The 24,469-nt window shown below is 63.2% G+C and carries 22 protein-coding genes; 13 read left to right on the forward strand and 9 right to left on the reverse strand.

Translation table 11 applies throughout. The features are described from left to right. Positions 1 to 21: 21 nt before the first annotated feature. The gene (locus tag QQ992_RS09465) at positions 22 to 2,529 is read right to left on the reverse strand and encodes an ABC transporter permease (RefSeq protein ID WP_286113179.1); all 2,508 of its coding nucleotides are present in this window, start codon (positions 2,527 to 2,529) and stop codon (positions 22 to 24) included. Next, positions 2,529 to 3,212, reverse strand: coding sequence for an ABC transporter ATP-binding protein (locus tag QQ992_RS09470; protein ID WP_016714756.1), 684 nt, complete (start codon positions 3,210 to 3,212; stop codon positions 2,529 to 2,531). The genes QQ992_RS09465 and QQ992_RS09470 overlap by 1 nt, the downstream gene beginning before the upstream one ends. Before the next feature lie 10 nt (positions 3,213 to 3,222). Here QQ992_RS09470 and QQ992_RS09475 point away from each other — a divergent pair, with 10 nt between their 5' ends. From QQ992_RS09475 to QQ992_RS09485, 3 genes are all read left to right on the forward strand, one after another. Then, positions 3,223 to 3,828: an arylesterase gene (locus QQ992_RS09475; RefSeq protein WP_060498368.1), complete on the forward strand. Its 606-nt coding sequence runs from the start codon at positions 3,223 to 3,225 to the stop codon at positions 3,826 to 3,828. A 58-nt stretch (positions 3,829 to 3,886) separates the two neighbouring features. Beyond that, positions 3,887 to 4,177 carry a hypothetical protein gene (locus tag QQ992_RS09480; protein WP_016714754.1) on the forward strand — a complete coding sequence of 97 codons (291 nt, stop codon included), beginning with the start codon at positions 3,887 to 3,889 and terminating at the stop codon, positions 4,175 to 4,177. 114 nt (positions 4,178 to 4,291) lie between these two features. Then, positions 4,292 to 5,269, forward strand: coding sequence for a L,D-transpeptidase family protein (locus QQ992_RS09485; RefSeq protein WP_286113180.1), 978 nt, complete (start codon positions 4,292 to 4,294; stop codon positions 5,267 to 5,269). A 132-nt stretch (positions 5,270 to 5,401) separates the two neighbouring features. Here QQ992_RS09485 and oprI read toward each other — a convergent pair whose 3' ends face one another. After that, positions 5,402 to 5,653: an outer membrane lipoprotei OprI gene (gene oprI, locus QQ992_RS09490; protein ID WP_003259780.1), complete on the reverse strand. Its 252-nt coding sequence runs from the start codon at positions 5,651 to 5,653 to the stop codon at positions 5,402 to 5,404. A gap of 508 nt (positions 5,654 to 6,161) precedes the next feature. Here oprI and QQ992_RS09495 point away from each other — a divergent pair. Beyond that, on the forward strand, positions 6,162 to 6,443 hold the full coding sequence (locus QQ992_RS09495; protein ID WP_016714752.1) for a GNAT family N-acetyltransferase: 282 nt from the start codon (positions 6,162 to 6,164) through the stop codon (positions 6,441 to 6,443). Between the two features lie 64 nt (positions 6,444 to 6,507). Here QQ992_RS09495 and QQ992_RS09500 read toward each other — a convergent pair whose 3' ends face one another. Then, a complete protein-coding gene (locus QQ992_RS09500; RefSeq protein WP_286113181.1) occupies positions 6,508 to 7,584 on the reverse strand; it encodes a 3-deoxy-7-phosphoheptulonate synthase in 1,077 nt (358 codons plus the stop codon). A 232-nt stretch (positions 7,585 to 7,816) separates the two neighbouring features. Here QQ992_RS09500 and QQ992_RS09505 point away from each other — a divergent pair, with 232 nt between their 5' ends. From QQ992_RS09505 to cysB, 3 genes are all read left to right on the forward strand, one after another. Next, positions 7,817 to 8,764 carry a putative 2-dehydropantoate 2-reductase gene (locus tag QQ992_RS09505; RefSeq protein WP_286113182.1) on the forward strand — a complete coding sequence of 316 codons (948 nt, stop codon included), beginning with the start codon at positions 7,817 to 7,819 and terminating at the stop codon, positions 8,762 to 8,764. 124 nt (positions 8,765 to 8,888) lie between these two features. Further along, positions 8,889 to 9,386: a universal stress protein gene (locus QQ992_RS09510; RefSeq protein ID WP_016714749.1), complete on the forward strand. Its 498-nt coding sequence runs from the start codon at positions 8,889 to 8,891 to the stop codon at positions 9,384 to 9,386. A gap of 129 nt (positions 9,387 to 9,515) precedes the next feature. After that, positions 9,516 to 10,490 (forward strand): HTH-type transcriptional regulator CysB, encoded by a 975-nt coding sequence (gene cysB, locus QQ992_RS09515; protein WP_010953293.1) that lies wholly within the window; start codon positions 9,516 to 9,518, stop codon positions 10,488 to 10,490. Positions 10,491 to 10,590: 100 nt separating this feature from the next. Here the strand turns inward: cysB and QQ992_RS09520 are convergent, their stop codons facing one another. From QQ992_RS09520 to rloA, 5 genes are all read right to left on the reverse strand, one after another. Then, positions 10,591 to 11,325, reverse strand: coding sequence for a phosphoadenylyl-sulfate reductase (locus QQ992_RS09520; protein ID WP_110741530.1), 735 nt, complete (start codon positions 11,323 to 11,325; stop codon positions 10,591 to 10,593). Positions 11,326 to 11,404: 79 nt separating this feature from the next. Beyond that, complete coding sequence (gene pabB / locus QQ992_RS09525) at positions 11,405 to 12,748, reverse strand: aminodeoxychorismate synthase component I (protein WP_286113183.1); 1,344 nt, start codon at positions 12,746 to 12,748, stop codon at positions 11,405 to 11,407. 124 nt (positions 12,749 to 12,872) lie between these two features. Then, positions 12,873 to 13,853, reverse strand: coding sequence for an alpha-L-glutamate ligase-like protein (locus tag QQ992_RS09530; protein ID WP_016714746.1), 981 nt, complete (start codon positions 13,851 to 13,853; stop codon positions 12,873 to 12,875). Then, positions 13,853 to 15,388 carry an osmotic stress tolerance membrane protein RloB gene (gene rloB / locus QQ992_RS09535; protein WP_016714745.1) on the reverse strand — a complete coding sequence of 512 codons (1,536 nt, stop codon included), beginning with the start codon at positions 15,386 to 15,388 and terminating at the stop codon, positions 13,853 to 13,855. Before rloB ends, QQ992_RS09530 begins: the two co-directional genes overlap by 1 nt. Before the next feature lie 5 nt (positions 15,389 to 15,393). After that, positions 15,394 to 15,930, reverse strand: a complete 537-nt coding sequence (rloA, locus tag QQ992_RS09540) for a retropepsin-like aspartic peptidase RloA (protein ID WP_016485910.1) — start codon at positions 15,928 to 15,930, stop codon at positions 15,394 to 15,396. A gap of 305 nt (positions 15,931 to 16,235) precedes the next feature. Between rloA and QQ992_RS09545 the strand changes: the two genes are divergently transcribed. The 6 genes from QQ992_RS09545 (at position 16,236) to prpD (ending at position 24,451) form a co-directional block, all read left to right on the forward strand. Then, positions 16,236 to 16,952 (forward strand): GntR family transcriptional regulator, encoded by a 717-nt coding sequence (locus QQ992_RS09545; protein WP_016714744.1) that lies wholly within the window; start codon positions 16,236 to 16,238, stop codon positions 16,950 to 16,952. Continuing rightward, positions 16,949 to 17,839 carry a methylisocitrate lyase gene (prpB, locus tag QQ992_RS09550; RefSeq protein ID WP_016714743.1) on the forward strand — a complete coding sequence of 297 codons (891 nt, stop codon included), beginning with the start codon at positions 16,949 to 16,951 and terminating at the stop codon, positions 17,837 to 17,839. The genes QQ992_RS09545 and prpB overlap by 4 nt, the downstream gene beginning before the upstream one ends. Positions 17,840 to 17,897: 58 nt before the next feature. Further along, positions 17,898 to 19,025 carry a bifunctional 2-methylcitrate synthase/citrate synthase gene (prpC, locus tag QQ992_RS09555; protein ID WP_286113184.1) on the forward strand — a complete coding sequence of 376 codons (1,128 nt, stop codon included), beginning with the start codon at positions 17,898 to 17,900 and terminating at the stop codon, positions 19,023 to 19,025. 76 nt (positions 19,026 to 19,101) lie between these two features. Beyond that, complete coding sequence (gene acnD / locus QQ992_RS09560; RefSeq protein WP_012271593.1) at positions 19,102 to 21,690, forward strand: Fe/S-dependent 2-methylisocitrate dehydratase AcnD; 2,589 nt, start codon at positions 19,102 to 19,104, stop codon at positions 21,688 to 21,690. Positions 21,691 to 21,703: 13 nt separating this feature from the next. Next, complete coding sequence (gene prpF, locus QQ992_RS09565) at positions 21,704 to 22,894, forward strand: 2-methylaconitate cis-trans isomerase PrpF (RefSeq protein ID WP_286113185.1); 1,191 nt, start codon at positions 21,704 to 21,706, stop codon at positions 22,892 to 22,894. Between the two features lie 72 nt (positions 22,895 to 22,966). Beyond that, positions 22,967 to 24,451 (forward strand): 2-methylcitrate dehydratase, encoded by a 1,485-nt coding sequence (gene prpD, locus QQ992_RS09570; protein WP_286113186.1) that lies wholly within the window; start codon positions 22,967 to 22,969, stop codon positions 24,449 to 24,451. Positions 24,452 to 24,469 lie beyond the last annotated feature (18 nt).

The following is a 24,469-nucleotide window of genomic DNA, read 5'->3' on the forward strand; positions in this document are numbered from 1 at the left end:
AGAAGCCAGTGCATGTAACACTTAACTTTCCCGCAACACCGCCAAAGGGCTGGCATTCAACGCCCGCCGCGTCCCCAGCACCCCCGCACCACCGACCAGCAGCGCCCCCGCCAGTGGCAACACCAGCAGCCACGGGTGCGGGCTCCACTGCAAGTCGAAGGCGTAGCGGTACAGCACCAGGGTAATCAGCTCGCAACCCACTGCCGCCAATAGCCCACTGGCCGCACCCAGCAAACCGAACTCGATACGCCGCGCCTTCACCAGCAATGGCCGAGCCGCCCCTAGCGCACGCAGCAAGGCACCTTGGCGAATGCGTTCGTCCAGCGTCGCCTGCAAGCCGGCGAACAGCACCGCCAGCCCGGCCGCCAGCACGAACAACAGCACATACTCCACCGCCAGGGTCACCTGGGCGAGGATGCTGCGCAGCTGGTCGAGCAAGGCGTCCACCTGCAGGATGGTCACCGCCGGAAATGCCCGCGACAGCGCCACCACATCCAGGTCGTGGCCGGGTGCCAGGTAGAAACTGGTCAGGTAAGTGGTCGGCAACCCCTGCAGCGTGCCGGGTTGGAAGATCATGTAGAAGTTCGGCTGGAAGCTGTCCCAATGCACGCTGCGCAGGCTGCTGACCCGGGCCTGGCGCTGCTGGCCGCCGATGTCGAAGGTCAGCAGGTCGCCCATGTGCAATTTCAGGCTGGTGGCCAGCTCCGCTTCCACCGAAACACCGGGAATTTCGCTGTCGGCCGGCAAGGCTTGCCACCAACTGCCAGCAGTGAGTTGATTGCCTTCGGGCAGTTCGGCGGCCCAGGTCAGGCTAAGGTCTCGCTGCACGGCGCGTTCACCCGCCGAGTCTTTGCTGACAACTTGCTGCACCGGCTGCTCGTTGATTTGCACCAGCCGCCCGGGCGTAACCGGGTAAAGCGGCGCCGAGGCTGCATTGACCTGGTGCAGGCGTTGCGCGAACGGTTCGCGGTCATCCGGCAGGATGTTCAGGGCGAAATGGTTGGGTGCATCCTTGGGCAGTTGGGCTTGCCAGGTGTCGAGCAGTTCGGCGCGCAGCAGGGCGACCAGGGCCATGGCCAGCAAGATCAGGCCGAAGGCCAAGGCCTGGCCGGCGGCGGCCGTGGGGTGGCGTAGCAGCTGGCCCAAACCCAGGCGCCAGGTCAGCGGTGCGCCGGCCAGCAACTGGCGCAGGCTGCGCAAACTGAGCAACAGCAGGCCGCCGAGCAACAATGCGGCGACCAGACCGCCACCGAGCAAGGCGAAGGTGAGCAGCAGGTCAAGGCTCAGCCGCCACATGATCAGGCCCAAGGCAAACAGCGCGGCGCCATACACCAGCCAGCTGCTGGGCGGTATCGGCAGCAGGTCGCGGCGCAGCACCCGCAGCGGGGGCACCTGGCCCAGTGCAGCGATCGGCGGCAGGGCGAAACCGGCCAGTGCCACCAGCCCGGTCCCGATGCCGGCCAGGGCGGGAACGATGCCGCCGGCAGGCACCACGCTTGGCAACAGCCCCTGCAGCAGGCGGAACAGGCCCAGCTGGGCCAGCCAGCCGAGCAGGGCGCCGGCCAGGGCGGCGACCAGGCCGAGCATGGCCAGTTGCAGGCAATACAGGCCCAGTGCCTGGCGGCGCGACAGGCCCAGGCAGCGCAGCAGGGCACTGGCGTCCAGGCGGCGTGCGGCGTAGCGGCTGGCCGACAGGGCCACGGCCACGCCCGCCAGCAGCACCGCCACCAGGCTGGCCATGTTCAGGTAGCGTTCGGCTTTGCCCAGGGCGCCACCGATCTGCTGGTTGCCATCACGGGTATCGCGCAGGCGCTGGTTGGCGGCCAGGTCTTTTTCCACGGCCTGGCGGTATTGGGCCAGAGCCTCGGTATCGCCACGCCACAGGTCGCGGTAGGTAACCCGGCTACCCGGCTGAATGACGCCAGTGGCCTCGAGGTCGGCCAGGTTCATCATCACCCGGGGGGTAAGGCTGTAGAAGTTGTTGGCGCGGTCGGGTTCGTAGGTCAGCACGCGGCTCATGCGCAGGGTTTTCATGCCCACGTCGATGCTGTCGCCAATCGCCAGGCCCAGCGCCGCCAGCAGGCGGGGTTCGACCCAGGCTTCACCAGGTGCCGGGCCTCCGCCAGGTGTCTCCTCGGCATAAGGGGCCGGCGCGCTGCGCACCTGCCCGCGCAACGGATAAGCGCCGTCGGCGGCCTTGACGCTGGACAGCTGGATGCCATTGTCGCCGCCTACCACGCTGGTGAATTCGACCACCTGTGCATGGCGCAAGCCAAGTGCCGTGCCGCTATCGACCTGCTGCGCACGGGCCGGGGCGCTGCCCTGCAGCACCAGGTCGGCGCCCAGGAATTCACTGGCACGCAGCTGCATGGCGCCGTTGAGGCGGGCGCCGAAATAGCCGATAGCGGTGCTGGCCGCCACGGCCACCAGCAGGGCAAAGAACAACACGCGTACTTCGCTGGCGCGAATGTCGCGCAGCAGCTGGCGCAGGGCCAGGCCGCACAGGCGGGACAACGGCATGTGGGTCATCAGGCCTCCACCGGGGCCACCAGGCGCCCCGCGTCCAGGCGGATCTGGCGGCGGCAGCGCCGGGCCAGGCGTTCGTCATGGGTGACCAGCACCAGGGTGGTACCGCGCTCCTTGTTCAACTCGAACAGTAAGTCGCTGATGCGCTCGCCCGTGTGGCTGTCGAGGTTGCCTGTGGGCTCGTCGGCAAACAGCACCGCCGGTTGTGCCGCGAAGGCGCGGGCGATAGCAACCCGCTGCTGCTCACCGCCCGACAGTTGACGGGGCGTGTGGCTCAGGCGCTTGCCGAGGCCGACCCGTTCCAGCAGGGTGCGCGCGTGTTCGCGGGCATCCCGGCGGCCGTCCAGCTCCAATGGCAGCATCACGTTTTCAAGGGCGTTGAGGCTGTCGAGCAGCTGGAACGACTGGAACACGAAGCCCACATGTTCGGCGCGCACCCGGGCGCGCTGGTCTTCATCCAGGGGCCCCAGGTCATGGCCGGCGAGGATGACCTTGCCGGCGCTGGGTTGATCGAGGCCGGCAAGCAAACCGAGCAGGGTCGACTTGCCGGAGCCCGAGGCGCCAACGATGGCCAGGCTGTCGCCTTGTGCCAGGTCGAGGGAGAGTGCGTGAAGGATGGTCAGGTCACCTTCCGCGCTGGGGACCACTTTGCTAAGGTTCTGCGCAACGAGAATGCTGGGGCCCATGGAGAATCCGATGCGAGTGTGGTGGTTGAGTGCCGGTCTGGCCCTGTATTGCCTGGCCCAGAGCGCGGCGGCGGGAACACTGCTGGTTGTTGGCGATAGTATCAGCGCCGGTTTTGGCCTGGATAGCCGCCAGGGTTGGGTCTCTTTGTTGCAGACCCGGCTCAAGGACGAAGGTTTCGACGATAAAGTGGTCAATGCCTCGATCAGCGGTGACACCAGTGCAGGTGGCCAGGCGCGGCTGCCGGCGCTGCTTGCAGCCCATAAACCGAGCCTGGTGGTGCTGGAGCTGGGCGGTAACGATGGCTTGCGTGGGCAGCCGCCTGCGCAATTGCAACAAAATCTTGCCTCGATGATTGAAAGCGCGCGTCAGGCCGGCGCCAAGGTGGTGCTGCTGGGCATGCGCCTGCCGCCCAATTATGGCGTGCGCTATACCACCGCATTCGCCAAGGTGTATGAACAGCTGGCGGCGGATAAACAGGTGCCATTGGTGCCGTTTTTCCTCGAAGGGATAGGGGGCGTGCCTGAGTTGATGCAGGCCGATGGCATCCACCCGGCCCAGGGTGCCCAGCAGCGCTTGCTGGAAAATGCCTGGCCGGCGATAAAACCCTTGCTCTGACGCTTTAAACGGGGCCGGCTTTCGGCTAATGTTGCGCCCCCCGTTTCGAGTGCCCCCGATGCCGCGCCCTGCCTGGTCCCTGTATGCCTACCAACTGATCGAGCCCGATGAGCAGCTCGACCTGTTCGCCTGCCAGGAAATCCGCGTTCACCTGGTGGCTCGCCAGCTTGAGCTGGGCGTGCCGGTAGACCGCACCTTGTGCGGCGGCCTGCTGCCTGCGCAGCCGCGCTGGTCGGCCGTGCCGCGCGCCATCTACCGTGACAGCCGCCTGTGTGACCTGTGCCGTGCCATCCTCGATGCCCAGCGGCGCGGCATGCGCCCGGTCTGGCCAGAGCTGCAGGCCAGCTGAACGGCAAGCACCTTTCATCATCTGAAACGCTTGCATGGGCGCCAATGCCTCCCGCTTGCATCAAGGCGGGTGTACAATCGTTCCTCTTGACCTATCTTTCGAAGGATTTACCGGATGTTGCCGCGCTTTCCTGCCGTCACCCGTAGCCTGTCCCTGGCCGCCCTGCTGGTAGCGGGCCCCGCTGCTGCGCTGGAATTGCCACTGCCACCGCCCGGTGAAGACATCGTCGGCCAGGTGCATACGATCAAGGCCAAGTACGAGGACACGTTCGCCGACATCGGCACCGCGAACGACCTCGGCTATCTGGAAATGATCGCCGCCAACCCGGGTGTCGACCCGTGGCTGCCGGGCGCCGGCACCGAGATCATCCTGCCGACCCGCTACATCCTGCCGCCGGGCCCGCGTGAAGGTATCGTCATCAACCTGGCCGAGTACCGTCTGTATTACTTCCCGAAAGGGCAGAACGTAGTGCATACCTTCCCGCTGGGTATTGGCCGTGAGGGGTGGGGTTCGCCGATCGCCAACACCAAGATCACCGCCAAGACGCCGAACCCGACCTGGACGCCACCTGCATCCATCCGTAAAGAACACGCCGCAGACGGCGACATCCTGCCGGCTGTGGTGCCAGCAGGTCCGGATAACCCGCTGGGGCCGTTCAAGTTCACCTTGGGCGTGCCGGGCTATCTGATCCACGGGTCGAACAAGAAGTTCGGCATCGGCATGCGTACCAGCCACGGTTGCTTCCGCATGCTCAACAACAACGTGCTGGAACTGTCGAAGATAGTGCCGGTCGGTACGCCGGTACGCATCATCAACGAGCCCTACAAGTTCGGTATCAGTGGCGGCAAGGTCTATCTGGAGGCGCACACGCCGCTGGACGACCAAGGTAACCCGTCGGTGGTCGACAAACACACTGCGGTTATCAACGCCTTGCTCAAGCGGGAAGACCTGGCCAACAACCTGCGCATGAACTGGGACATGGTGCGTGACGTGGTGGCTGCAGAAGATGGCATGCCGGTAGAAATTGCCGTGCCGGTGCAAAACCAGGGCAATGCGCCGATGGTGACGAGCATACCGCCCGAACTGCAGTAAGGTATTCGCGACACACCCGGGCCCGCCTTAGTGCGGGCCTTTTCGTATCTGCGTGACGCGTTTGCCTTGTTTACAGGCAATAAAAAAGCCGACCCACAAGTGGGTCGGCTCCATAACAATCCGTGAGGATTATTACTTGCGGCTGGCTTTGTCCAGCATACGCAGAGCGCGCTCGTTGGCTTCGTCAGCGGTCTGCTGAGCCTTCTGAGCGGCTGCCAGTGCGTCGTCAGCCTTACGGTAGGCTTCGTCAGCACGAGCTTGAGCGCGAGCTGCTGCGTCTTCAGTCGCAGTCAGACGAGCTTCGGTTTCTTTGGATACGCTGCTGCAACCGGTAGCCAGAACTGCGGCCAGAGCCAGAGCAGAGAATTTCAGAACGTTGTTCATCGTGTTCCCCTTCAAGGACTTTCTATTAAATAGCCATCTCTCAGGAAAAGAGAAACTGGCCGGCGTACATAGTACCCATTACTTGTAGTAAGTAAACTGACTGAGCGCAAGAACTGCAAAAAAAATGTTGCTTGACGCCGTGCCGACAAGATTTGCGACGCGTGTGTGAAAAAAACGTGCAGGGTTCGCAAGCGGTTGTACTACAGGAACTTTTTTGTTGAACTAAGGGTGACTTTAACTGTCCTTCGACGTCTTAAGCCCTACAACATCCGGTGGCTGTTGGACGTGCAGGGAAGAGTCGCTTTCCGGGCATTTTCGCCATTTTTAGCCGCTACCACCTTGAGCAATCCCGTTTACGGCGCCTACTATCTTGTGAGTGCCAGAGGATCCGAACGATTGCAATCGTCCAGAGGTCGAAGGGGCAACAGGTGGCATAGAGGATTCTGTGCCGGATAAACCACCATCGGTGAAGGTATGGGTCTGCCGAGAAGACCTGCGAGGAGTAGTGATGAGCGAAGCGCTGACCATCCACCATGACCAGGCCGGTCATCAGTTCGAGACCAACGTGGACGGTCATCGTGCCTATCTGACGTACATGGATCTGGGCAAGCAGACGCTGGACATCTATCGCACCTTCGTGCCGAACGCCTTGCGGGGCCGCGGGATTGCCGCCGCGTTGACCGAGCAGGCCTTGGCGTACGCCGAGCAGATGGGCTACACGGTCATTCCGTCCTGCTCGTACGTGGAACGCTACATGGAGCGCCAGCAGCGGCATTCCAGCAAGGCCTGAGCTGCCGAAAGGCATCAGATACAAAAACGCCGGGCAATGCCCGGCGTTTTGTTTATTGCAATGCTCAGCCGCGCTTACGCTGCGGTAGCACATCCTTCAGCTTGGTATGCATGCTGCGCAGGGTTTTCTCGGTAGCCGACCAGTCGATGCACGAGTCAGTGATCGAGACACCGTACTGCAATTCTTTGAGGTCTTTCGGGATCGACTGGCAGCCCCAGTTCAGGTGGCTCTCGACCATCAGGCCGATGATCGACTGGTTGCCTTCGAGGATCTGGTTGGCAACGTTCTCCATCACCAGCGGTTGCAGGGCCGGGTCCTTGTTGGAGTTGGCGTGGCTGCAATCGACCATGATGTTGGCCTTGATCTTGGCCTTGGCCAGGTCCTGCTCGCACAGGGCGACGCTGACCGAGTCATAGTTCGGCTTGCCGTTGCCGCCGCGCAGTACCACGTGGCCGTAAGGGTTGCCCTTGGTGGTGACGATCGACACGCCGCCTTCCTGGTTGATGCCGAGGAAGCGGTGTGGCTTGGACACCGACTGCAAGGCGTTGATGGCAACGGTCAGGCCGCCGTCGGTGCCGTTCTTGAAGCCGACCGCCGAAGACAGGCCCGAGGCCATCTCGCGGTGGGTTTGCGATTCGGTGGTGCGGGCGCCGATGGCCGACCAGCTGATCAGGTCTTGCAGGTATTGCGGGGAAATCGGGTCAAGCGCCTCGGTGGCGGTCGGCAGGCCCATTTCGGCCAGGTCCAGCAGCAGCTGACGGCCAATGTGCAGGCCGTCCTGGATCTTGAACGAGTCATCCAGGTACGGGTCGTTGATCAGGCCTTTCCAGCCCACGGTGGTGCGTGGCTTTTCGAAGTACACGCGCATGACCAGGTACAGCGTATCGGACACTTCTTCGGCCAGCACCTTCAGGCGCTCGGCGTACTCGTGGGCGGCCTTGATGTCGTGGATGGAGCAAGGGCCGACCACGACGAACAGGCGATGGTCCTTGCCGTCGAGAATATTGCGCACCACTTCACGGCCGGCAGTCACGGTCTGCAGGGCCTTGGCGCTGAGGGGGATTTCCTTCTTGAGCTGATCGGGGGTGATCAGGGTCTCGTTGGAGGCAACGTTCAAGTCATCGATCGGTAAATCAGCCATCGTGTTACTCGTCAGGTCACGGGTGCCGGCCGCCAGCTATCCCCGTGCGGCCCAGCAGCAAGAATATTCGCAGCGGGGAGCCGAACCTTAGCGCGTTACAGGTGGCGCGACAATGGGCTTGGCCCAGTCATTGTGGGGTTTTTCCCTGATCGAGTGCGTTGAGCGCGAATGGGCTGCCCAGCGCTGCGTAACCTGTGTAAAAAGAGGGCTGACTTTATACTCGGAGATCGGCATGCATCCGCACACCCCTCGCATCGGTATCATCGGCAGTGGCGCCATCGGCGGTTTCTATGGGTTGATGCTGGCCCGGGCCGGTTTCGATGTGCATTTTCTGTTGCGCAGCGAGTACCAGGCCGTCAGTGAGCAAGGGCTGACCCTGGACAGTGACGTGCATGGTGCGTTGCAGATGCAGGTACAAGCCTATGCCAGTGCCGCCGACATGCCGCCTTGCGACTGGTTGCTGATCGGTGCCAAGGCCACCAGCAATGATCAGCTGGCACCGCTGATCGTGCAGGCCGCCGCACCCGGCGCCAAGGTCGTACTGCTGCAGAACGGCCTGGGCGTGGAGGAGCAATTGCGCCCGGCCTTGCGCAGCGACATGCATCTGCTGGGCGGCCTGTGCTTTATCTGCGTCAACCGTCATGCGCCAGGTGTGATCCGCCATCAGGCACTCGGGGCTGTCAACCTGGGTTACCACAGTGGGCCGGCAAGTGATGGCGGTGCCGCGCTGGTTGGTGAGGGGGTGGCGTTGTTCAAAAGCGCGGGCATCGATTCGCAGGCCATGCCAAATCTCGACTCGGCGCGCTGGCAGAAGCTGGTGTGGAACGTGCCCTACAATGGCCTGTCGGTGTTGCTGGGGGCCAGCACCACGCCGCTGATGGCAGACAGTCACAGCCGTGATCTCGTCCAGGCATTGATGGCTGAGGTGGTGCAGGGCGCCGCAGCCTGTGGCCACGTGTTGCCCGAGGGCTATGCCGAGCACTTGTTTCAGGTGACCGAGCGCATGCCCGACTACTGGCCAAGCATGTATCACGACCATACGTTCAAACGCCCACTGGAATTGCAGGCCATCTATGCCGAGCCGCTGGCCCGTGCGCGTGCGGCAGGCTGCTGCTTGCCGCGTATGGAAATGCTCTATCAGGCGCTGAGCTTTCTCGACAGCAACCACCGGCCTCACTGAGGGCGGCACTGACCTCGGCTGGGCGCTTCAGCCCGCGCCAGTAGCGCGCCGGACGGCAAAGCGTGCATCCGGCGCGCTGCTAAGCTGAAGCTTGCTCTGCCGCTGCGGCAGTCGAGGAGGTCGAATGATCCGCTCCATGCTGTACGCCACCGACCTCGGTGTCTACGCACCTTTTGTGATGCAACACGCGCTGGCCCTGGCGCGTACGTTCAATGCCGAGTTGTATGTGATCCATGCGGTGGAACCCATGGGGCAGTTCGCCGAATCCCTCCTGCAAAGCTACCTTGATGAGCAGACGCTCGACCAGTTGCACAGCCAGGGCGTGAACACGGTGATGGCCAACATCGAGCAGCGCGTGCTGGAAAACTTTCGTGACGAGCTGGGCGAGGAGGCCGACCTCGCGGTGATCAAGGCGGTGCGGGTGCGCCAGGGTGACCCCGCGCAGGTAATCCTTGACCAGGCACAACGGCTGAGTGTCGACCTGTTGATTTTCGGCAGCCACAGCGCCGGTGCCGGCGTGGATGTGCCCCTGGGGCGAACGGCGGTTCGGCTGCTGCAGCTGTCGCCTGTGCCGGTGTACATGGTGCCGTTGGCGCAGCACTTGGGGCGTAGGAAAGCATGAAGATGGCTGTAGGCTATTTCCGGGGGGCATGTAACAAAATAGTTCTAGATTTATTTCCAGAACCACTAATATAGTTATATATCGTCGCTGCCTGCTGCCGCGGACTCATCGCTGAACCGAGGGGAACCTATGAAGCTTCAACAACTGCGCTACATCTGGGAAGTGGCGCACCATGACCTCAACGTCTCCGCGACGGCGCAGAGCCTGTATACCTCCCAGCCAGGTATCAGCAAGCAGATCCGCCTGCTCGAAGACGAACTGGGTGTTGAAGTCTTTGCGCGTAGCGGTAAGCACCTGACCCGCGTCACGCCGGCCGGCGAGCGCATCATCAATACCGCTGGCGAAATCCTGCGCAAGGTCGAAAGCATCAAGCAGATTGCCCAGGAGTTCTCCAACGAGAAGAAGGGCACGCTGTCCATCGCCACCACCCACACCCAGGCGCGCTATGCCTTGCCGCCGGTGATCAGCAGCTTCATCAAGCAGTATCCGGAAGTGTCCCTGCACATGCACCAGGGTTCGCCCATGCAGATCGCCGAGATGGCAGCGGACGGCACGGTAGACTTCGCCATCGCCACCGAGGCCCTGGAGCTGTTCGGCGACCTGATCATGATGCCGTGCTACAAGTGGAACCGTTGCGTGGTGGTGCCGCAGGGTCACCCGTTGGCCAAGCTGCCGAAACTCACTCTGGAAGCGGTTGCCGAATACCCGATCGTTACCTATGTGTTCGGTTTTACCGGGCGCTCGAAGCTGGACGAAGCGTTCAACCACCGCGGCCTCACGCCGAAAGTGGTGTTCACCGCGGCCGACGCCGACGTTATCAAGACCTATGTGCGCCTGGGGCTGGGCGTGGGTATCGTCGCGGGCATGGCTGTGGATGCCAAGCTCGACAGCGACCTGGTGGCGCTCGATGCCAGCGAGCTGTTCGAGGCCAGTATCACCAAGATCGGCTTCCGCCGTGGCACCTTCCTGCGTGGCTTCATGTGCGACTTCATCGAGAAGTTCGCCCCGCACCTGACCCGCGAAGTGATGGCCAAGGCCATCCAGTGCCATAACAAGCAGGAACTGGAAGAGCTGTTCGAAGGTGTCGAACTGCCGGTGCACTGAAAGTAGCTACGAGCTTCAAGCCGCAAGCCACAAGAAAAGGCAGTCCATCTACGGGCTGCTTTTTTCTTGTGGCTTGCAGCTTGTAACTTAAAGCTTCTTATCAGGCCTTGCTGATCAGGTTGCCCGCGTGCAACCCGCACTCCTTCTGTGTCGACTCTTCCCACCACCAGCGCCCCTCGCGCTCATGCTGGTTCGGCAGCACCGGCCGGGTGCAAGGCTCGCAGCCGATGCTGATGAAGCCGCGCTCATGCAGGCTGTTGTACGGCAGCTCAAGCATGCGGATATAACCCCACACTTCCTCACTGCTCATCTGCGCCAGCGGGTTGAACTTGTACAGCGTGCGCTCGGGTGTGGAGAAGGCGCTGTCGATTTCCAGTGCCGCTACCTGGCTGCGGGTGCCCGGGCTCTGGTCGCGGCGCTGGCCGGTGGCCCAAGCGCTCACGGTGGCCAGCTTGCGGCGCAGCGGCTCGATCTTGCGGATGCCGCAGCACTCGCCGTGGCCGTCTTTGTAGAAGCTGAACAGGCCCTTTTCTTTCACGAACGGGTCAAGCTTGTCGCGGTCCGGGCTGAGGATTTCGATTGGCAGGTTGTACTGCTCGCGCACCTGGTCGATGAACCGGTAGGTCTCCGGGTGCAGTCGGCCGGTGTCGAGGCTGAACACCTTGACCTGCTTGTTCAGCTTCCAGGCCATGTCGACCAGCACCACGTCCTCGGCGCCGCTGAAGGAGATCCACAGGTCATCACCAAAGTGCTCGAAGGCAAGCTTGAGGATGTCCTGCGGGGACTTGTTGGCATAGGTCGCGGCCAGGGCGGCGACGTCGAAGGGTTGGCTCATCAGGCGGTTTCCATCTTGGCTGTGGCGCTGTGCGCTCGTAGTAAGGTGATGGTAACAAAAAAACGCGGGCTAGACGGACTCACAAGCCCTGCAAGGTCTGCATCAACACCCGCACTTTGGCGATCGACTCTTCATATTCGGCTTGCCATTCGGAGTCAGCCACTACCGCGCCGCCACCCCAGCAGCTGACCTGGCCGTCTTTGACCAGCAGGCTGCGAATGGCAATCGAGCTGTCCATCTCGCCGCGCACATCCACATACAGCAGCGAGCCGCAGTACAGCGCCCGGCGCGCGGGTTCCAGCTCGTCGATGATCTGCATGGCGCGAATTTTCGGCGCACCGGTGATCGAGCCACCGGGGAAGCTGTCGCCGATCAGGTCCAGGGCATCCTTGTCGCTGGCAAGCTGGCCGGTGACACTGCTGACCAGGTGATGGACGTTGGGGTAGCTTTCCAGGCTGAACAGCTCTGGTACTTTCACCGAGCCGATTTCGCAGGTGCGCCCCAGGTCGTTGCGCAGCAGGTCGACGATCATCAGGTTTTCCGAGCGGTCCTTGGGGCTGCGCAGCAGCTCCTCGGCATTGCGTGCGTCTTCACCTGGGTCGCTGGCGCGCGGACGGGTGCCTTTGATTGGCCGGGTTTCTACCTGGCCCTGGCTGACACGGATGAAGCGCTCGGGCGAAAAGCTCAGCAAGGCGCTGCCGTCAGCCAGTTGCTGGTAGCCGGAAAACGGCGTGGGGCAGGCCTTGCGCAGCGCCTGGTAGGCTCGCCAGGGGTCGCCCTTGCAGGGGGCGCGGAAGCGTTGAGTCAGGTTGATCTGGTAGCAGTCACCGGCCTGGATGTAGCGCTGTACCTGGTCGAAAGCGGCTTTGTACTGTTCCGGCTGCAGGTCACCAGCCATTGGGGCGAGCAACCGGAAGTCACCGGTTTCGGTGCAGCTACTGCCTTCGAACAGGCCGATCAGGCGTTCTCGCTCGTCGCTTGCCAGGCTCGGGTGGAACACCAGCTGGCTGGTGCCGTGCAGGTGGTCGCTGACCAGTGCCCAGGCGTACAGGCCCAGTTGCGCGTCAGGCAGGCCGAGGTCGTCCACAGCCAGGCTTGGCAGGTGTTCCAGCCGGCGGCCGAAGTCGTAGCTCAGGTAGCCGATCAGGCCACCGGCAAAAGGCAGTTCAACGCCCTTGGGCAAGCCGGCGTGGCCCAGTTGCGCCAGGCCGGCACGCAGGCGCTGGAGGAATGCGCGGCCGTCTTCATCGGGCTGCGCTTGCAGTTGTTGCAGCGGCCAGGCGCTGAGCAGGTCGAAGCGACCGCGTTCGGCGCCGGGGCGGGCGCTGTCGAGCAGGATCGCGCCGGGGGCCTGGCGCAGGCGGGCGAAATAGACAGCAGGATCGGGCTGGTAGGGCAGGGGGTGCAGCGTACAGGTCGGCATCAGTGTGGACGGCGATGTAAAAGCGAGGAGGGCGATTGTAGACCTGTGTAGGAAAAGCGCCTAGCACTGGGCGCGACATTCAACATTGTGTTTTATGTAGGGGCCGCGATGCGGCCCCGGCAATTCAGCGGTTAGGCACGTGCCCGAACAACCCCTGCGCTACACGAACGCGCTGTTCGGCATCTTCGGTAATGCCGTCCTTCGCCAGTGCTTCGATGTGCGCTTCGATGGCATGGGTACGCTGGGTCAGGCCGCAGTCGTTGGCAATCTGGATGTTCAGGCCCGGGCGGGCGTTGAGTTCCAGAATCAGCGGGCCTTTATCCTGGTCCAGCACCATGTCCACGCCAATGTAGCCCAGGCCGCACAGCTCATAGCAGCCGGCTGCCAGCTTCATGAAGCCATCCCAGTTCGGCAGTTGCACGCCGTCCACCGCGTTGGTGGTGTCCGGGTGCTTGCTGATGATGTTGTTCAGCCAGGTGCCGCGCAGGGTCACGCCGGTGGCCAGGTCGACACCCACGCCGATGGCGCCCTGGTGCAGGTTGGCCTTGCCGCCGGACTGGCGGGTCGGCAGGCGCAGCATGGCCATGACCGGGTAGCCCATCAGCACGATGATGCGGATGTCCGGCACGCCTTCGTAGCTGATGCTCTTGAAGATCTGGTCGGGGGTGACCCGGTACTCGATCAGTGCGCGGTCGCGGTGGCCGCCCAGCGAGTACAGGCCGGTGAGGATGCTCGAGATCTGGTGCTCGATTTCCTCATGGCTGATGATCTTCCCCGACACGGTGCGGTAGCGGTCTTCGAAGCGGTCAGCGATGACCAGGATGCCATCACCGCCGGCACCCTGCGCCGGCTTGATGACGAAGTCGCTGCGCCCGCCAATGATCTGGTCGAGCTTTTCGATCTCTTTTTCGGTCTCGATGATGCCGTACATTTCCGGCACATGGATGCCGGCCGCCAGGGCGCGCTCCTTGGTGATGATCTTGTCGTCGACAATCGGGTACAGGTGGCGCTTGTTGTACTTCAACACGTAGTCCGCGTTGCGCCGGTTGATACCCATGATGCCCCGGGCCTCCAGGGCTTTCCACGTCTTGATCAGGCCAAACATCAGGCGTCAGCCTTCTTCAGGAATGCCTTGAAGCGCACGAGCTCGGTCAGGCGGTAACCGCGGTAGCGGCCCATCGCCAGCATGAAGCCCACCAGGATCAACAGCACGGCAGGGAAGGTGAACACGAAGTACACCAGTTCCGGCACCATCATCAGCAGGTGCGCAAGCGACGCGGCGAACAGGGTGCCGATGGCCACTTTCATGGCATGGCCACCGCCACGTTCTTCCCAGGTAATGGACAGACGTTCGATGGTCATGGTCAGGATCACCATCGGGAACAGTGCCACCGACAGCCCGCGCTCAAGGCCCAGCTTGTGGCTGAACAGGCTGATGGCGGCGATCAGCACCACGACAAAGGTGAGTACCACCGACAGGCGCGGCAGCATCTGCAGCTTGAGGTGTTCCAGGTACGAGCGCAGCGACAGGCCCAAGGCCGTGATGACCGTGAACAGCACGATGCCGAAGCCCAGCTGGGTCTCGCGGAAGGCCAGGGCGATCAGTACCGGGGTGAACGTACCCAGGGTCTGCAGGCCGATCAGGTTGCGCAATACCAGGATCACCAGCACGCCGATCGGGATCATCACCATGATCATGAAGGTTTGCTGGGTCTGCAGCGGCAAGCCGTACAGCGAGTATTCGAGGAAGTCGGCGTCGGTGTTCTCGTCGGTCAGCTTGGCCAGGCGGATGGCGTTCATCTCGCTGTTGTTCATGCTGAAGGTGACGTTGGCCTTCTTGCCGCCATCGACGGTGATCAGGTTGTCGTCACCGGTCCACCACAGCAGGCGGTCGCTGGGCAGGCCCTGCTCGCCGGTGTCCGGGTTGAAGTACAGCCAGTCGTTACCGTTGAAGCTGCGCAGCCACAGCTCCGGGGTTTGCGGGGTATCGGCCACCAGGCGGATGGTGTGCACCTTCTCCATCGGCACATGGGCGATCGACAGCAGCAGGTCGATGATCTGGGCCTTTTTCATCGGCGAGGTGTCGCCGGCCAGCAGCAGCTTGACGTTGTCGTCGTTGAGGTTGTTGACCCGCTTGATGGTCTCGCTGACGAAGGTCTCGACGTCGGCGGAGTGCTGGCGAATCGGCGCCATCAGGGCTTCGGCGGCAATCTTCTCGGGGCCTTCGATCGCCAGGCTGTCACGGAAGGTCGGGCCTTTGACGGTGGTCTTCTCGTTGCTGTAGCGCTTGGTCAGCACCAGGCGGTAGTACAGGGTCTGGTTGCCGCTGGCGCGGCGGGCCGACCAGGTAACCTTGCGGTTGCCGTCGGCGCGGTTGACGCTGACCCCGTAGTTGTTGGAGATGAAGCTCTCGTTAAGGCTGACGTAGTCGCGGTTCAGCGGTGGCACGAACATCTGCACCTTGACCGGGTCCTTGGTGCTGGCCACGAACTCGACCTTGGCGTCGATGTTCCACAGGTCGTCGGTTTCATCCTCGGTCACCGGGATGCCGAGGAAGAAGATCTGATAAGCCGTGACCGCCACGCCCAGCAGCACCAGCACGGTGATCAGGACTTTCAGATGGAGGGTAAGAGAGCGCATCGGGATTACTCTGCTTTGGGAGCGTCGGTGGCACAGGCAGGTTTGCCGGCCGCGTATTTAAGGCTTGGGTCGACCAGCGCGTCGAAGTGCTTGAGCGCCTCGGAGCCGATCAGCAGCGGGAACTGGAACGCGCTGCGGTCGGTGAGGTTGACTTCGATGGTGCGCATGGCCTGGCCCATGCAGATTTCGAGTTCGATGACCGGGCGGGCGGTATAGGCCTTGCCCGATTCGGCATCATAGTCGCCGGCCCGGCGCTTGATCTTGCTCACGCGTGCCAGTGGGCGTTCGATCGGGTGCGAGTGCGCCGCATCGATGGCCAGGTAGAAGCGCACCCAGCTTTCGCCGTTGCGCTTGAAGCGCTTGATGTCGCGGGCGCTGAGCGATGCGGTCTTGGCACCGGTGTCGAGCTTGGCGGCCACTTCCAGGTCCAGGTCGCCCAGGCGGGCGTATTCGTTGAGACCATACACGGTCTTGCCCGCCGCCTGGCCAAGGGCCGGTAGCAGGGTGAGGCATAGCAGCAATAAAACGGGTGTAAGTCTCATAATCCTGGCGCGGTGCAGTGCAAGGTTCGGGCTATGTTAAGGGCAAGGCGACTGGCAACGACTGCGCAAGCTTCCTCGTTTATCTGTCAACAAGCATGAATGGATGACAGACAGGCTATCCATACCCCATCGGAGGCGCGGCATTCTATCACGCCGACGCCTTGACGCCAGCGGTGCGCGATCTGACAGCATCGAGAGGGTGATAGTTCGTTCTTAGACGATTGTCGACAATATTCATTTTGTCTTTGACTTGGATGGCTCTGTTCGTTAATTTCTGGCGAAGAGTTTTTCAAGGTGTCGACAATATGCAGGACCTTTCCACCCCCAGCCCGGTGCAGGCAGACGAAACGGAAACCCTTTCCGAAAACGTCTTCCGGCGCATCCAGGCGGCCATCGTCAAAGGTGAAATCGCCCCTGGCAGCAAGATCTCCGAGCCGGAGCTGGCGCGCACCTATGGCATCAGCCGCGGGCCGCTGCGCGAGGCCATCCACCGCCTTGAAGGCCAGCGCCTGCTGGTACGCGTGCCGCATGTGGGGGCGCGGGTCGTGTCACTCAACCATGCCGAGCTGATCGAGCTGTACGAAATCCGCGAATCGCTCGAAGGCATGGCCTGCCGGCTGGCCGCCGAGCGCATGAGCCAGGCGGACATCGACGAGCTGCGCCGGGTGCTCGACACCCACGAGCGCGATGCCGCGTTCCAGGCCGGCCTGGGTTATTACCAGCAGGAAGGTGACTACGACTTCCATTACCGGATTATCCAGGGCAGCGGCAACCAGACCCTGGTCAAGATGCTGTGTGGCGAGCTGTACCAACTGGTGCGCATGTACCGCATCCAGTTCTCGGCCACGCCCAACCGCCCACGCCAGGCGTTTTCCGAGCACCACCGCATTCTCGATGCCATCGCCGACCGTGACGGCGAACTGGCCGAACTCCTGATGCGCCGCCACATCGGCGCGTCCAAGCGCAATATCGAGCGTCACTACCTGGACGCCCACAACAACAGCCCACGAGGTGAGAAATGACTGTGAAGAGCACCCCCGGTCAGCGTTTCCGCGACGCCGTTGCCGCTGAACACCCGCTGCAGGTGGTTGGCACCATCAACGCCAACCATGCCCTGCTGGCCAAGCGCGCCGGCTTCAAGGCCATCTACCTGTCCGGTGGCGGCGTGGCCGCCGGCTCCCTGGGCCTGCCGGACCTGGGCATCAGTGGCCTGGACGACGTGCTCACCGACGTGCGCCGTATCACCGACGTGTGCGACCTGCCGCTGCTGGTGGATGTCGACACCGGCTTCGGGGCCTCGGCCTTCAACGTTGCCCGTACCGTGCGCTCGATGAGCAAGTTCGGTGCTGCCGCCATCCATATCGAGGACCAGGTGGGCGCCAAGCGCTGTGGTCACCGCCCGAACAAGGAAATCGTCAGCCAGCAGGAAATGGTCGACCGCATCAAGGCCGCCGTCGATGCCCGCACTGATGACAGCTTCGTGATCATGGCGCGTACCGATGCCCTGGCCGTCGAAGGCCTGAACGCTGCTCTGGACCGTGCCGAGGCCTGTATCGAAGCGGGCGCCGACATGATCTTCCCGGAAGCCATTACCGAGCTGCAGATGTACAAGACGTTCGCTGACCGGGTGAAGGCACCGATCCTGGCCAACATCACCGAGTTCGGCGCCACGCCGCTGTACACCACCGAAGAGCTGGCCTCGGTCGACGTGTCGCTGGTGCTGTACCCGCTGTCGGCGTTCCGTGCCATGAACAAGGCGGCCGAGAACGTGTACACCGCGCTGCGCCGCGACGGCACGCAGAAAAACGTGATCGACACCATGCAGACCCGCATGGAGCTCTACGATGCCATTGGTTACCACGCCTTCGAGCAGAGCCTCGATGCGCTGTTTGCCCAGAAGAAGGGCTGAGCAACACCCCGAATTAGCCAGAAAGCATCCATAACAAATTCAAGAAAGGAGAATCACCGTGGCCGAAGCAAAAGTACTCAGTGGCGCAGGCCTGCGCGGCCAAGTGGCTGGCCAGACCGCACTGTCGACCGTGGGCCAGGCCGGTGCCGGGCTGACCTACCGTGGTTATGACGTGCGTGACCTGGCGGCCGGTGCCGAATTCGAAGAAGTCGCCTACCTGCTGCTGTACGGCGAGCTGCCAACCCAGGCCGAACTGACCGACTACAAGCGCAAGCTCAAGGGCCTGCGTGACCTGCCGCAAGCACTGAAGGAAGTGCTGGAGCGCATCCCGCGTGACGCCCACCCGATGGACGTGATGCGCACGGGTTGTTCCGTGCTGGGCACCCTGGAGCCCGAGCTAACCTTCGAGGCCCAGCGCGACAAGACTGACCGCTTGCTGGCACTGTTCCCGGCCGTGATGTGCTACTGGTACCGCTTCACCCATGATGGTGTGCGCATCGATTGCACCAGCGACGAAGACACCCTCGGTGGCCACTTCCTGCACCTGCTGCATGGCAAGAAGCCGAGCGAGCTGCACGTCAAGGTGATGAACGTGTCGCTGATCCTCTATGCCGAGCACGAGTTCAACGCCTCGACCTTCACTGCCCGCGTCTGTGCTTCGACCCTGTCCGACCTGTACTCCTGCGTCACCGCTGCCATCGGCTCGCTGCGCGGCCCGCTGCACGGCGGTGCCAACGAGGCGGCCATGGAGCTGATCGAGCGTTTCCAGAGCCCGCAGGACGCCACCGCCGAGCTGCTGCGCATGCTGGAGCGCAAGGACAAGATCATGGGCTTTGGCCACGCGATCTACAAAGAGTCCGACCCGCGCAACGAGGTGATCAAGGGCTGGTCGAAGCAGTTGGCCGACGAAGTGGGTGACAAGGTGCTGTACCCGGTTTCCGAAGCCATCGACAAGACCATGTGGGAGCAGAAACGCCTGTTCCCCAATGCCGACTTCTACCATGCCTCGGCGTATCACTTCATGGGCATCCCGACCAAGCTGTTCACCCCGATCTTCGTCTGCTCGCGCCTGACCGGCTGGGCGGCGCACGTCTTCGAGCAGCGCGCCAACAACCGCATCATCCGCCCGAGTGCCGAGTATGTCGGCGTCGAGCAGCGCCAGTTCGTGCCGATCGAACAGCGCTGATTAGAAAAGAAAGGCACCCCGCCCCTCACCGGGGCGGAGGCGCCTTCCGACTCCTGTGACCGAGCCTGATTCCATGATGAACACTGCATTCCGCAAGCACCTGCCAGGCACCGACCTGGACTACTTCGATGCCCGTGCGGCGGTCGAGGCGATCAAGCCCGGCGCCTACGACGGCCTGCCATACACCTCCCGCGTGCTCGCCGAAAACCTGGTGCGCCGCTGCGACCCGGCCACCCTCGATGCCTCGCTGAGCCAGCTGATCGAGCGCAAGCGCGACCTCGATTTCCCCTGGTTCCCGGCCCGCGTGGTGTGCCACGACATCCTCGGCCAGACCGCGCTGGTCGACCTTGCCGGCCTGCGTGACGCGATTGCCGACAAAGGCGGTGACCCGGCTGCGGTCAACCCGGTGGTGCCGGTGCAGCTGATCGTCGACCACTCGCTGGCCGTCGAGTGCGGTGGCTTCGACCCGCAGGCGTTCGAAAAGAACCGTGCCATCGAGGACCGCCGCAACGAAGACCGCTTCCACTTCATCAACTGGACCAAGAAGGCGTTCAAGAACGTCGACGTGATCCAGCCGGGCAACGGCATCATGCACCAGATCAACCTGGAGAAGATGTCGCCAGTGATTCACAACGACCGTGGCGTGGCCTACCCGGACACCTGCGTCGGCACCGACAGCCACACCCCGCATGTCGACGCCCTGGGCGTGATCGCCATCGGCGTGGGCGGCCTGGAAGCCGAGAACGTGATGCTTGGCCGCGCCTCGTGGATGCGCCTGCCGGAAATCGTCGGCGTCGAGCTGACGGGCAAGCTGGCACCGAACATCACCGCCACCGACCTGGTGCTGGCCCTGACCGAATTCCTGCGCAAGCAGAAGGTGGTCGGCGCGTATCTGGAGTTCCACGGTGAGGGTGCCCGCGCCCTGACCTTGGGCGACCGCGCCACCATTTCCAACATGGCCCCGGAATACGGTGCCACCGCAGCCATGTTCGCCATCGACCAGCAGACCATCGACTACCTGCGCCTGACCGGCCGCGAAGAGCAGCAGGTCAAGCTGGTCGAGACCTACGCCAAGGCCGCCGGCCTGTGGGCCGACAGCCTGGGCGCCGCCGTCTACGAGCGCACCCTGAGCTTCGACCTGTCGAGCGTGGTGCGCAACATGGCCGGCCCGTCCAACCCGCACGCCCGCGTGGCCACCAGCGACCTGGCGGCCAAAGGCATCGCCGGCAGTTGGGAAGAAGTACCGGGGCAAATGCCTGACGGCGCGGTGATCATCGCCGCCATCACCAGCTGCACCAACACCAGCAACCCGCGCAACGTGATTGCCGCAGGCCTGATCGCACGCAATGCCAACAGGCTGGGCCTGGCCCGCAAGCCGTGGGTCAAGTCGTCGCTGGCACCGGGCTCCAAGGCCGTGCAGCTGTACCTGGAAGAGGCGGGTCTGGAGAAGGAGCTGGAGCAACTGGGCTTTGGTATCGTCGCCTTCGCCTGCACCACCTGCAACGGCATGTCCGGCGCCCTGGACCCGGTAATCCAGCAAGAAATCATCGACCGCGACCTGTACGCCACCGCCGTGCTTTCGGGTAACCGTAACTTCGACGGGCGTATCCACCCGTATGCCAAGCAGGCCTTCCTGGCGTCCCCGCCGCTGGTGGTGGCCTATGCCATTGCCGGCACCATCCGCTTCGACATCGAGAAGGATGTGCTGGGTGTGGTCGACGGCAAGGAAATCCGCCTCAAGGACATCTGGCCGAGCGATGAAGAGATCGACGCCGTGGTGCGTGCTGCGGTCAAGCCAGAGCAGTTCCGCAAGGTGTACATCCCGATGTTTGCCATCGAGGAAGACCGTGGGCCGAAGGTGGCGCCGCTGTACGACTGGCGCCCGATGAGCACCTACATCCGCCGCCCGCCCTATTGGGAAGGTGCCCTGGCCGGTGAGCGCACCCTGCGCGGCATGCGCCCGCTGGCGGTGTTGCCGGACAACATCACCACCGACCACCTGTCGCCGTCCAACGCCATCATGTTGGACAGTGCCGCCGGTGAGTACCTGGCGAAAATGGGCTTGCCGGAAGAAGACTTCAACTCCTACGCCACCCACCGTGGTGACCACCTGACCGCCCAGCGTGCCACCTTCGCCAACCCCAAGCTGTTCAACGAAATGGTGCGCAAGGAAGACGGCAGCGTGAAGCAGGGTTCGCTGGCGCGTATCGAACCGGAAGGCAAGGTCACCCGCATGTGGGAGGCGATCGAAACCTACATGCAGCGCAAGCAGCCACTGATCATCGTGGCCGGCGCTGACTACGGCCAGGGTTCGTCCCGTGACTGGGCGGCCAAGGGTGTGCGGTTGGCGGGTGTCGAGGCGATCGTGGCCGAAGGCTTCGAGCGCATTCACCGCACCAACCTGGTGGGCATGGGCGTGCTGCCGCTGGAGTTCAAGCCGGGCACCGACCGCAAGACCCTGGGCCTGGACGGTAGCGAGACGTATGACGTGCTGGGCGCACGTACGCCACGGGCGACCCTGACGTTGGTGGTTACCCGCGCCAATGGCGAGCGCCTGGAAGTGCCGGTGACCTGCCGCCTGGACACCGCCGAGGAAGTGTCGATCTACGAGGCGGGTGGCGTGCTGCAGCGTTTTGCCCAGGACTTCCTCGAAGCAACCGCTTGAACAGGACTTGAACATGGCACATGTACCGCAAGTAAAAATCCCCGCCACCTACATCCGTGGCGGCACCAGCAAGGGTGTGTTCTTCCGCCTGCAAGACCTGCCCGAGCAGGCGCAAATCCCGGGGCCGGCCCGCGATGCGCTGCTGTTGCGGGTAATCGGTAGCCCCGACCCTTACGGCAAGCAGATCGACGGCATGGGCGGTGCCACCTCCAGCACCAGCAAGACCGTGATCCTGTCGCAAAGCATCAAGCCCGGGCATGATGTGGACTACCTGTTCGGCCAGGTCAGTATCGACAAGGCGTTTGTCGACTGGAGCGGCAACTGCGGCAACCTGTCTGCGGCGGTCGGTTCGTTCGCCATCAGCAGTGGCCTGGTGGACGCGGCGCGCATTCCACGCAACGGCATCGCCACGGTGCGCATCTGGCAGGCCAACATCGGCAAGACCATCATCGCCCATGTGCCGATCACCGAAGGTGAAGTGCAGGAAACCGGCGATTTCGAGCTGGACGGGGTGACCTTCCCGGCGGCCGAGGTGCAACTGGAGTTTCTCGACCCGGCAGCCGACGAAGACGGTGACGGCGGTTCGATGTTCCCGACCGGTAACCTGGTCGATGAGCTGGAGGTGCCGGGCGTAGGCACGTTCAAGGCCACCCTGATCAATGCCGGCATTCCGACCATCTTCGTCAATGCGGCCGATATCGGTTACACCGGCGCCGAACTGCAGGACGCCATCAACGGGGACCCACAGGCGCTGCTGCGTTTCGAGACCATTCGTGCATACGGTGCCGTGCGCATGGGCCTGATTGAAAACGTCGACCAGGCAGCCGGACGTCAGCACACACCAAAAGTGGCGTTCGTCGCGCCGCCGAGCACCTACACTGCGTCCAGTGGCAAGGCGGTGCAAGCGGCTGATATCGACCTGCTGGTGCGCGCCTTGTCCATGGGTAAGCTGCACCATGCGATGATGGGGACGGCTGCGGTGGCGATTGGCACTGCGGCGGCCATTCCGGGCACGCTGGTCAACCTCGCGGCTGGCGGGGGTGAGCGTAGCGCCGTGCGTTTCGGTCACCCCTCGGGCACCTTGCGGGTCGGGGCCGAGGCGGGTCAGGTGAATGGTGAGTGGACAGTGACCAAGGCAATCATGAGCCGCAGTGCTCGCGTGCTGATGGAGGGCTGGGTTCGCGTGCCTGGCGATAGCTTCTAACGCACCACTGGCGCTCGGCTTTAGTTAGTTGGGGCTGCACAGCAGCCCCGGCAATTCTGAAGGGAGTTGGATATGAGCGCCAACGTTGACCTGAACGACCGCCCGGACTACGACCGGGTGCTGCAAACCCTGGCCGACTACGCCCTCGGCTACCGGGTCGATTCCGCCGAAGCCCTCGACACCGCACGCAACTGCCTGATGGACACCCTGGGCTGCGGCCTGCTGGCCCTGCGCTTTCCCGAATGTACCAAACTGCTCGGCCCTCAGGTGGAAGGCACGCTGGTGCCCAATGGTGCCCGCGTCCCCGGTACCGCCTACCGGCTCGACCCGGTCAAGGCGGCCTGGGACATCGGCTGCACCGTGCGCTGGCTGGATTACAACGACACCTGGCTGGCGGCCGAATGGGCTCACCCCTCGGACAACCTGGGCGGTATCCTGGCCGTTGCCGATCACCTGTCGCAGAAGCGCGTGGCCGCGGGTGAAAAACCGCTGCTGATGCGTGATGTGCTCGAAGCCATGGTCATGGCCCATGAGATCCAGGGCGTGCTGGCACTGGAAAACTCGTTCAACCGTGTCGGTCTCGATCACGTCATTTTGGTGAAAGTGGCCTCGACTGCCGTGTGCGCCAGGTTGATGGGCGCCAACCGCGAACAGATGCTCTCGGCGTTGTCCCATGCCTTCGTCGATGGCCAGGCCCTGCGTACCTATCGGCACGCGCCCAATGCCGGCTCACGCAAGTCCTGGGCGGCGGGTGATGCGTCCAGCCGTGGCGTGCGCCTGGCCGATATCGCCCTGCGCGGTGAGATGGGCGTGCCGGGTGTGCTCACGGCGCCACAATGGGGCTTCTACGACGTATCGTTCAGCCATACCAACAAGGACCTGGCGCTCAAGCCCGCCGGGCAGTACGAACTGCGTCTGCCCCAGGCCTTGGGCAGCTACGTGATGGAAAACGTGCTGTTCAAGGTCAGCTTCCCTGCCGAATTTCACGCCCAGACTGCCTGCGAAGCGGCGGTTACCCTGCACCCACGGGTACGTAACCGCCTGCATGAAATCGACCGCATCGTCATCACCACCCAGGAGTCGGCAATCCGCATCATTTCCAAGAGCGGCCCGCTGGCCAATGCCGCTGACCGTGACCACTGTTTGCAGTACATGGTGGCAGTGCCGTTGATCTTCGGGCATCTGGTGGCGGAGCACTATGAAGACACCTTCCATGCCAACCACCCCAGCATCGACCGCCTGCGCGAGAAGATGGAAGTGGTGGAAGACCCGCGCTTCAGCCGCGAGTACCTGGAGCCGGACAAGCGTTCCATCGCCAATGCGCTGCAGGTGTTCTTCAAGGATGGCAGCAGTACCGAGCAGGTGGTGGTGGAATACCCGATCGGGCACCGGCGGCGGCGAGGGGAGGGCATCCCCCTGCTGGAGGCCAAGTTCAGGGCTAACCTGGCGACGCGGTTTGCGCGGCAGCGGTGTGGGGAGGTGCTGGAGGTGTGCAAGGACCAGCAAACGCTGGAGGGGATGCCGGTGCACCGCTTTGTGGATTTGTTCGTGATCTGAGCGGGTGTGAGCAGGCAA

The organism is Pseudomonas kurunegalensis (assembly GCF_030291635.1).
GTDB classification, from domain to species: Bacteria; Pseudomonadota; Gammaproteobacteria; order Pseudomonadales; family Pseudomonadaceae; genus Aquipseudomonas; species Aquipseudomonas monteilii.